Source organism: Hyphomonas sp. GM-8P, assembly GCF_003263315.1.
GTDB lineage: Bacteria > Pseudomonadota > Alphaproteobacteria > Caulobacterales > Hyphomonadaceae > Hyphomonas.
The window spans coordinates 147,685-157,066 of record NZ_AWFE01000094.1; the positions used below are offsets into that span (position 1 = coordinate 147,685).

Below are 9,382 nucleotides of genomic sequence, written 5' to 3' on the forward strand. Positions count from 1 at the left end.
TTGAAAATTCCGGCGGCTTGCGGCTGATGCAGCCCAACGCCTGCTAGCGAAGGGGCTCTCATGGCTGACGGCAAGGATCCGAAACTCGTCAAGGAAACCCTGGACAAGGACCTTGTCAAACTCGGCAGGGCAGAGGCCGCCGTTCAGGCCACCGCCCGCAGTGTTGTCGCCCCCGGTCTCGCCTTCCTGTTCCTGGCCGCCATCGTCGTCATCGGCGGCGCCCTGCTCGGCGGACAGGACAACGGCCTCCTGATCATCGCAGCGGCAGCCATTGGCGGCTACATGGCCCTAAACATCGGCGCCAATGACGTGGCCAACAATGTCGGCCCGGCCGTCGGCTCCAAGGCGCTGACCATTGGCGGCGCGCTGGTCATTGCGGCGATCTGCGAAAGCGCCGGCGCCCTGCTGGCCGGCGGCGACGTCGTCTCCACGATTTCCAAGGGCATCATCGACCCCTCCACCGTGCCGACGACCGAGACCTTCGTCTGGCTGATGATGGCCGCCCTCATCTCCTCGGCCCTGTGGGTGAACCTCGCCACCGTGCTGAACGCGCCGGTCTCGACCACCCATGCCGTCGTCGGCGGCGTGATGGGCGCCGGCATTGCCGCGGCCGGCTTCGGCGCGGTGCACTGGCCCACCATGGCCTCCATCGCCGCCAGCTGGGTCGTCTCGCCGGTCCTCGGCGGCATCATCGCGGCCGGCGTGCTGGCCTTCATCAAGATTTTCATCATCTACCGCGAAGACAAGATCGCCGCCGCGCGCCGCTGGGTGCCTGTTCTGATCTCGATCATGGCCGGCGCCTTTGGCACCTATATGTCGCTCAAGGGCCTGAAGCACCTTCCCTGGTTCGATCATATCAGCCTGTCCACGGCCCTCCTCATCGGCCTCGGCGTCGCCATTGTCGCCTGGATCATCACGCATCCGCTGATCAGGCGCCAGTCGCGCGGCATGGCCAACCGCAACCAGTCGCTGCGCGAGCTCTTCGTGTGGCCGCTGATCTTCTCCGCCGCCCTGCTCTCCTTCGCGCATGGCGCCAACGACGTGGCCAACGCCATCGGCCCGCTGGCTGCCATCGTTCACGCGGTCGAGGCGGGCGAGGTTGCCTCCAAGGTCCACATTCCGCTCTGGGTCATGCTGATCGGCGCGGCAGGCATCTCCTTCGGCCTCGTCCTGTTCGGGCCGAAACTGATCCGCATGGTCGGCGAGTCGATTACCAAGCTGAACCCGATGCGCGCCTACTGCGTCGCGCTCGCCGCCGCCGTCACCGTCATCATCGCCAGCTGGCTGGGCCTGCCGGTCTCCTCCACGCACATCGCCGTGGGCGCTGTGTTCGGCGTCGGCTTCTTCCGGGAATGGTTCACCGCGAACTCGAAGACACGCCTGCGCTACATCCACACCGTGTCGCCAAACGCGGCGAAGACGCAATATGCCGGCGTCCAGCGCCGCAAGGCCGCCCGCAAGCTTGTGCGCCGCGCGCATGTGAACACGGTCGTCGCCGCCTGGCTGATCACCGTTCCGGCCTCCGCAGTGCTCGCCGCCGGCATCTTCTTCGCACTGGAAAACCTGTTCGGCGTGGTCTGAGGCCTTCAGGCCAGATCCAGAGCCCGCAGCACCGCGCCCTGATCGAAATAGGGCCGCTCGCAGATGATGCGGTCGCTGCCCGGCGCGAACTCGAACGTTGCCGCCATCCGTACCCGGAAGCTCCGCCCCGTCGGCTCGATTGTCTTGTCGCCCACCCGCAGCGGCCCGGTATGCGTGCCGGTCAGCCAGAACTCGACCAGAACCGTGTCCTTGTCCTCGTCCGCCGCGATGGAGATGATCTCATTGTCCTGGTCCGGGAACGGTGTGCGCGACAGTTCGAAATAGCGCCGCACCGCCGCCTCCCCATCGAACACCTGCCCGCCGCCATGCATCTCGTACCGCGGATGCTCAAATGTCGCGATCACCGCATCCCAATCATGCGTGACCTCCAGCGCCATATGATTGCGGACACTCGCGATGCGGGCTTCGGTGAGTGGGGTCATGGCGTTTCCTCTTGTGGTTTTTCGGCGATGTTATCTGGAGGTTGAGCCAAGTCTACTGGACTGTAGATGTCGCCCCCTCAGGATGCCGCCCAATTTCCTCCCTTGCGCGAAGGTTAACAATCCGTAAAGTTCATAGATTGGGGATGCGTACAGGGAGCAGGCGTAATGCCTGAACACAGGGTGGTGGACGGGATTGCGACTTCCAACGCGGCGAAGCGGCCCTTCATCAGGATCACAAGCGTCCTGATCGTATTGGGATTCCTTCTCGCGCTCTCCGGCATTGTTTTTCTGGGAACAGACCTCGAAATCGCCTTTCTGGACGCAATCGACCGCGTGGCCGAGATCGGACCGCCGGGTTGGATCGGACTGGGTCTTTTCGTTTCCGGCCTGTTCATCGCAAACATGGCCCGAATGGTTCAGGTCTGGGGCGCCCTGAAAGAGGCGATGCAGATCGCGCCAGCGAGGCGCGACGACAAGCAACGCCGCCGTGTCCGCCATGGGTTCCGCGAACTCTTCGCGTACATGTTCTTCGAAACGATCGTCGCGACCTGTGTCGTCTACCTGTCTGCAGAGCAACATTTGCCCTGGACGAATCTGGGGCTGGATGGCCTGAACGAGGGCGCCGCAAAACCCCTGCATATTCTGGTGCTGGTGGGATGCCTCATGGCAGCGATCACACCCGTTGGGATCGCGCTGTTCCTTCAGGCGCGGCTCGGGCGCACAAACGAGCGTCCCTTGCTGCGCGACGATGTCATTTCTCCGGCGTCCTTTTATTTAAGCGCATTGCTGATCGGGGGCATCGTAGGGCTCGCTTCATGGGCGGGACGCGTGTCCAGCCTGCCTTCGGATATGAGCCTTCTAATCAATCTGTCCATCATGTTCAGCGTGGTCGCGGTTTTCGTTGCCTTTATTTTCATTCCGCACATCGCCCGGTTCATAAACTCTCTTTCGGCAAGAAACCCAGACGGATCAGTTCTGGCCGCGGCAGGCTTTCCCCTTCAGGCACCTGCCCAAGCCGTCAGCTATCTCGATTCCATCCTCGTCCATATCGTCGCCCCGCTCACAGGCGCGACCCAGCACGGACGCGGCGTTCCGCATGGCTTTGTCCTGTTATCACTGCTCCCCCTCACAGCGCTCGGCTTTGTATTGGCGCCGCCTTACGGCCTGATCCCTATCATCCTGGGTGTGCTGATGATTGTTGCGCTCGGGCGGCGCTGGGCATGGATCGAGGAAGATCGGGAAACTGCCTCAAGACTGCTGAAAACGTCCAGTCCGGAAATCCAGGTCGGGTTCGACAATGACCTCAAGGATGAAGCACTTCTGGGTTACGCGACCCTGTTCATTTTTGTTCCGCTCGCACTTTATCAGATCAATGGGTCCACGAACGTTTTTGAAATTCACGACGTTCAGAACCCATTTATTGCCTGGCTGGCCTTTTTCGGCGCCGAACTCGCCAAGGCCGTACCTTTTGTTGATTGGTGGGAAATCTACAATGTCGACCTGAACTCACCGGTGACTGGTGTTACATTGGATATTGGTGGGCACGAGACAACCGCCCCACTGGCCAAGCATTTGACATTTGCGGCCCGAGCGATGGTTGACCTCGTCATCATGGCGGCCCTCCTGCAAGCCATCGGCATATGGCAGCGCACGCGCACCCAGCGGCACCTATTCAACATCGGTCATGTGAATCACTTTGATCCGTTTGCAGAACGGGACTTTTTTGAGAACGCCACAATCTCCGGACACAAAACGCCAAAGCCTGAATTCATCAAGAAAATTGAAAATCATGTCTCTGCACGCGAAGGGCTCAAATTACCCGGCGAACCGTATAGCCCTGAACGACTTGCAGATTTGCTTCAGTCGGAAAATGAGAGAGTCCGCGATACCGCGCTCTGGATGGTCCAGAAATACAATATTCTGACCGGCACGCCTTCGGAAAAGCTGAACCAGATCAGACGTCAATGGCTCAATTTATCCTTTCCTCAAATGTCGGGCTCAGGCATTCCTGCTCACCGGCGGCGTCTTTTAGAAGAGAAAAGCAAGTTCGAACAGTTGATCTCGGAATTGGGCGAACGCCGCGCAGAAATCCGAAAGGACGATGTCGGACTTCTGCTCGGCCTGTTCGAAGAAGTCCACCAGATTCCCGAGTTTTCTTTCAGCCAAATTGAGGGTGTCTGGTTGCTCGGCCAGCTCTCCAGCGAGTTTGCGTTCCTCGGACTGGCGGCGCACGTGCTTCCAGACGATCAGCATGAATGGCGTGGTCGAATAGTTCAGAAATTTGGCAGACTACCGAGACTTCGTTTCGGACAAGCGCCGCTAAGGTCAAAGGTCTATGAAAGCATCGAACAGGTCGGTTTAGACAAAGACACATCTCCGACTATAACCTGCAAAATCCTCCAACTTTTGGACCTGCTCAGCGATCCGCTGATCGAAGGCGCAAACGCCAGTGCGGCAAGAGCCAATCAGGCTGCCGAGAGCATTCGCACTCAGAAGCCTGACTTGGAGTGTTAAGAATAAGCGACTCGCACGCGGTGCCTAAAGACACACACCTCGGGCTCAATCTGAAGAGCCCCTGTCCGCTTTCACGAGCGCCTTGGAAATCTCCGCGAGCGCGTTCGCAATATCAGTCCTCACCGTTCTCGGGGACACTGAAAGCCGCCGGGCGATTTCATCATGCGTGAGCCGCTCAAACCGACTAAGAAGCAATGCTTGACGCTGGCGCGATTTCAACTTCGCGATTGTCGCCTCTGCAATTGCCAATGTTTCGGTGTCAATCACCTGCGTTTCTGGCGTCACGGTCCGCGGACAAGCAAAGAGCTCGCTCATCCCATCAATCTCTGCTGACGATCGCCGATGCTTTGCGTAGCCCGATTTCAGGTAATCCAGCGTGAGATTGCGTAACACCGTGAACAAGAGTGGCTTCAGATCACGTGCCTCTTTGTCAGGATAAGCGCGCGCCACGATAAGAAAAGCATCCTGCACCAGATCCTCTGCGTCAGCTGTTTTACCTATGCGGATCTGGCTGAACCTCAGAAGCTGTTCGTAGTGACACCGAAAGACCTCATTTAAGACTGACGGGCCTCGCGTCACCAAAGCTCCTTCAACCATAGGGCTGAGATCTTCGCATCGGCGCTCAGTTCCACGACTAATCATTTGCCCAAACTCCCCGGCTCAACATGCCCGCTGCCAACTTTTGCGCGTGATGCGCCACTGCCCCCTCTCATTCAAAACCACGTCACCCAAAGTCTGCTTTAAGTTTATTCAGTTTTTCAACGCAAACTTTAAGTTTCCTTTGAGTTCTTGTCAAAACATAAAGTCTGCTTTATGGAAGTTGTCGCTTCCCAAAGTGAACTTGGGGAATGACAAATGCACAAAGAGAGCAGCTTGCTGCCGCAATACGAGCAGCACGCAGATCGAAAGGCCTGACCCAGGAGGCCTTGGCTGAGCGCATCAACCGCACCTCCGCAAGCCTGAGCAATCTTGAACGGGCCCAATCGCTTCCCTCTCTGGAAACACTGGTGTTGATCGCAGAAGCTCTGGACGTGCCGATCGGTAGTCTTCTCGATTTTCCAGCAACGCGGGGAAAAACGAGGTCCCGAATTCGGGAAGAAAACGAGATAATGGATATGGTCCGGTCACTTTCAGCCGAACAGCTCAGAATCGCACGCATGCAGATCGAAGCGCTCGGCTCGATGAAAAAGTAAAATCACCAACCGCGAAGACATGTGATGCGGCTTCCAGCCCTCGGGGCTCTACCCGAACACAACAAGAACACCCTAGACACGCTCCCTCCCCCGCTCCATATCTCGACTTATGGCTCGGTCTCCCTCCAAAGGTGTTTCGGAAGCCCCGGCGATCTTCGGGGCAGATGGCTTCGCGCGTGATGCGGCGGGGGCGCTGCCGTCGGACAACTGGACGCCCCACCGGCCGGACCGCAACTGGGTCAGCGTCGACGATTCCCGGCCGCTGCGCGTCGCCTCCCCCTATGAGCCGGCGGGCGACCAGCGCACGGCCATTCCGGAACTCGTCGAGGGCATCCAGGCCGGCGAGCGCGACCAGGTCCTCCTCGGCGCGACGGGCACGGGCAAGACCTTCACCATGGCCAAGATCATCGAGGCGACCCAGCGCCCGGCCCTGATCCTCGCGCCCAACAAGACGCTCGCCGCGCAGCTTTACGGCGAGTTCAAATCCTTCTTCCCCGACAATGCGGTGGAGTATTTCGTCTCCTATTACGACTACTACCAGCCGGAGGCCTATGTGCCGCGGTCGGACCTCTATATCGAGAAGGAATCCTCCATCAACGAGGCGATCGACCGGATGCGCCACTCGGCCACCCGCGCGATCCTGGAGCGCGACGACGTGATCATCGTCGCCTCCGTCTCGTGCATCTACGGCATCGGCTCGGTCGAGACCTACACCTCGATGACCTTCAAGCTGGAAGAGGGCCAGCGCATCGACCCCCGCGCCGTGGCCGAGCGCCTCGTGGCCAACCAGTACACCCGCAACGACATCAACTTCGTCCGAGGCTCGTTCCGCGTGAAGGGCGACGTGATGGACATCTTCCCCGCCCACTATGAGGACCGCGCCTGGAAGCTCTCCTTCTTCGGCGACGAGCTGGAGAGCATCACCGAGTTCGACCCCCTCACCGGCCGCACGCAGCAGAAACTGCCCGCGATCAAGATCTACGCCAACAGCCACTACGTGACGCCCCGCCCGACGCTCAACCAGGCCATCGAGCAGATCAAGGCGGAGTTGAAATCCACCATCGCGCACTTCCAGAAGCACGGGAAACTGCTGGAAGCCCAGCGCATCGAACAGCGCGTGCAGTATGACATCGAGATGCTGGCCGCCACGGGCAGCTGCAACGGCATCGAGAACTATTCCCGCTACCTCACCGGCCGGAAGCCCGGCGAGCCGCCGCCGACCATGTTCGAATACCTGCCCGACAACGCCCTCGTCTTCGCCGATGAGAGCCACCAGACGATCCCCCAGATCGGCGCCATGTTCAAAGGCGACTTCAGCCGCAAGTCGACGCTGGCCGAATACGGCTTCCGCCTGCCCTCCTGCATGGACAACCGGCCGCTGAAATTCGAGGAATGGGACGCCATGCGCCCGCAGACGGTGCACGTCTCCGCCACGCCCGGCCCGTGGGAGCTGGAGCGCACCGGCGGCGTGTTCACCGAACAGGTCATCCGCCCCACCGGCCTGCTCGACCCGCCTGTGGAAGTCCGCCCCGTCTCGACGGGCGGCGCCAACCAGGTCGACGATGTCATGGCCGAGGTGAAGGCCGTCGCCGCGAAGGGCTACCGCTCCCTCATCACGACGCTGACCAAGAAGATGGCGGAAGACCTGACGGACTTCCTGCACGAGAATGGCGTGCGCGTGCGCTACATGCACTCCGACGTCGACACGATCGAGCGGATCGAGATCATCCGCGACCTGCGCCTTGGGCAGTTCGACGTGCTGGTCGGCATCAATTTGCTGCGCGAGGGGCTCGACATTCCGGAGTGCGGTTTTGTCGGCATCCTCGATGCGGACAAGGAGGGGTTTCTCCGCTCGGAGACCAGCCTCGTGCAGACCATCGGCCGCGCGGCGCGGAACGCCGAGGCGCGCGTTGTTCTCTATGCGGACAAGGTGACCGGCTCCATGCAGCGCGCCATGGACGAAACGGACCGCCGCCGGTCCAAGCAGCAGGCCTACAATGAGGAACACGGCATCACGCCTACCACGATCCGCCGCGACGTCGCCGACATCCTCGGCGAGCTCGGCGAGAAGAAGGACGTCTCAGCGAAAGGCCGGGGCCGCGGCAAGGATGGCGGCAAGTCCCGCGGCCGCACCCGCGCTGTCGCGGAGGACAAGGCCCCTGCCCTCGAGGGCGGCAGCGGTCACAATCTCAAGGCTGTGGTCGCCGACCTCGAAAAACAAATGCGCGAAGCCGCCGCGAACCTGGAGTTCGAAGAGGCTGCGCGGCTGCGGGACGAGGTGAAGCGCCTACGTGAGCAGGAATTGGGGCTTTAATTGGCGGTTATTGGCTTTATGACTACGATAAAACTAATCCCTTGAAAAACAAATCCGGCCCAAAACATGGAAATCACATTAGATAAATTTCGCTGTTTTGGAGAAAAGCAAACAGCTGAGATTGCCCCAATAACTTTGTTGGTGGGAGAAAACAGCTCGGGCAAAAGCTCGTTTCTTGCTGCTCTTCGATACATCCTGGACTTTTCAAATGGACGGAGCGAACCGTCCTTCAACAAAGATCCATTTTTTTTGGGTGGATATAAGAACATCGCACATCATCGCGGAGGTCGATATGGTCGTGATGATCATTTTAGCATCGCACTTTCCGAGACGTTTCGAAAAAGAGCTTCCGAAACTCGCGACTTGTTTGAAGCTGAACCGAGAACCGGACAAGAAGTATCTCTAGAGCTTATATTTACCGAGGTCGAAGGCGAACCAGTTCCGACAGGCTACGAAATAGTTTCGGGGTCTAAATCCATAAGCATTGAAATCAAAGAAAACCGTGTACAAGCGACCGTCTATGATAGCGATATTGGTTTCGAACATAAGCTAAATGCTCAGCGCCTTAGAGGGTTGCTTGCCTCAAGATTAGACTTCATTACGTTGGAATATTTTCTTCGTGATCTGATCATTTTTCGGCGCGAAGAAGGCGAAATCACTGCCAACGACAAGACCGCCGCAGCCATAATTGAAAAAGTCTGGGAAATCCTCAGAAAGCTTCGATCTAGAGGCCAATCTAAAGTGCTTGCCCTAGCACCTGTTAGGACAAGACCGCAGCGCAACTATGATCCTACTCAACTCTCCCAATCATCGGAAGGGGACGTTCTGATCGGACAATTGGGCAGAGCCGCTCGAAAAAGTGATCGGCACTGGGAGGTTTTAAAAAGAAGACTAGAGCATTTCGGAGAGATGACCGGCCTGTTTGATGAAATCAAAGTCCGTAAACTTGGGAATAGCGAATCCAACCCATTTCAAATCCTAGTGAAAAAATCAGGAAGAGAAGCAAACATCATTGATGTCGGTTACGGGGTCAGCCAAATCCTCCCATTGTTTATTATGCTAACAGAATTGGATCGCAGATCGACCCTGCTAATTCAACAGCCAGAAGTACACTTGCACCCCTCTGCTCAGGCAGCATTGGGGTCAGTGTTTGCCGAAGTCGCAAAATCGAGACAAGGGCCAAATTTCTTGATTGAGACTCATAGCGACTTTGTAATCGACCGACTTCGATTGGCGATAAAAAAAGGCGAACTTCCTGAGTCTGCGCTCAGGATCCTCTTCTTTAAAAAAGATCGTCACAACACAATGAACCGCCCCGGTAACCCCGGAGGCAATTC

At 58.4% G+C, this 9,382-nt stretch carries 7 protein-coding genes; 5 read left to right on the top strand and 2 right to left on the bottom strand.

Features of this window, described 5'->3' with window-relative positions; all coding sequences use genetic code 11:
- The first annotated feature begins 60 nt into the window (after positions 1-60).
- Positions 61-1,581 (top strand): inorganic phosphate transporter, encoded by a 1,521-nt coding sequence (locus HY26_RS14870; protein WP_034761671.1) that lies wholly within the window; start codon positions 61-63, stop codon positions 1,579-1,581.
- A 5-nt stretch (positions 1,582-1,586) separates the two neighbouring features.
- Here HY26_RS14870 and HY26_RS14875 read toward each other — a convergent pair whose 3' ends face one another.
- Positions 1,587-2,024 (bottom strand): ester cyclase, encoded by a 438-nt coding sequence (locus HY26_RS14875; protein ID WP_112073946.1) that lies wholly within the window; start codon positions 2,022-2,024, stop codon positions 1,587-1,589.
- A 333-nt stretch (positions 2,025-2,357) separates the two neighbouring features.
- Here HY26_RS14875 and HY26_RS14880 point away from each other — a divergent pair, with 333 nt between their 5' ends.
- Positions 2,358-4,538, top strand: a complete 2,181-nt coding sequence (locus HY26_RS14880) for a hypothetical protein (protein ID WP_146740249.1) — start codon at positions 2,358-2,360, stop codon at positions 4,536-4,538.
- 45 nt (positions 4,539-4,583) lie between these two features.
- On the opposite strand, the gene HY26_RS14885 is transcribed toward HY26_RS14880, so the two are convergent.
- Positions 4,584-5,180 (bottom strand): RNA polymerase sigma factor, encoded by a 597-nt coding sequence (locus HY26_RS14885; RefSeq protein ID WP_112073948.1) that lies wholly within the window; start codon positions 5,178-5,180, stop codon positions 4,584-4,586.
- Positions 5,181-5,386: 206 nt separating this feature from the next.
- Between HY26_RS14885 and HY26_RS14890 the strand changes: the two genes are divergently transcribed.
- The 3 genes from HY26_RS14890 to HY26_RS14905 form a co-directional block, all read left to right on the top strand.
- The gene (locus HY26_RS14890) at positions 5,387-5,731 is read left to right on the top strand and encodes a helix-turn-helix domain-containing protein (protein WP_112073949.1); all 345 of its coding nucleotides are present in this window, start codon (positions 5,387-5,389) and stop codon (positions 5,729-5,731) included.
- A 109-nt stretch (positions 5,732-5,840) separates the two neighbouring features.
- Positions 5,841-8,045 (top strand): excinuclease ABC subunit UvrB, encoded by a 2,205-nt coding sequence (uvrB, locus tag HY26_RS14895; RefSeq protein ID WP_112073950.1) that lies wholly within the window; start codon positions 5,841-5,843, stop codon positions 8,043-8,045.
- Between the two features lie 66 nt (positions 8,046-8,111).
- Positions 8,112-9,382: ATP-binding protein (locus tag HY26_RS14905; protein ID WP_146740250.1), on the top strand; the 1,271-nt coding region annotated here is incomplete at its 3' end.

Coding starts and splice junctions, on each gene's coding strand:
- HY26_RS14890 (WP_112073949.1), top strand. CDS start 5,387: ATGACAAATGCACAAAGAGAGCAGCTTGCTGCCGCAATACGAGCAGCA.
- uvrB (WP_112073950.1), top strand. CDS start 5,841: ATGGCTCGGTCTCCCTCCAAAGGTGTTTCGGAAGCCCCGGCGATCTTC.
- HY26_RS14870 (WP_034761671.1), top strand. CDS start 61: ATGGCTGACGGCAAGGATCCGAAACTCGTCAAGGAAACCCTGGACAAG.
- HY26_RS14875 (WP_112073946.1), bottom strand. CDS start 2,024: ATGACCCCACTCACCGAAGCCCGCATCGCGAGTGTCCGCAATCATATG.
- HY26_RS14885 (WP_112073948.1), bottom strand. CDS start 5,180: ATGATTAGTCGTGGAACTGAGCGCCGATGCGAAGATCTCAGCCCTATG.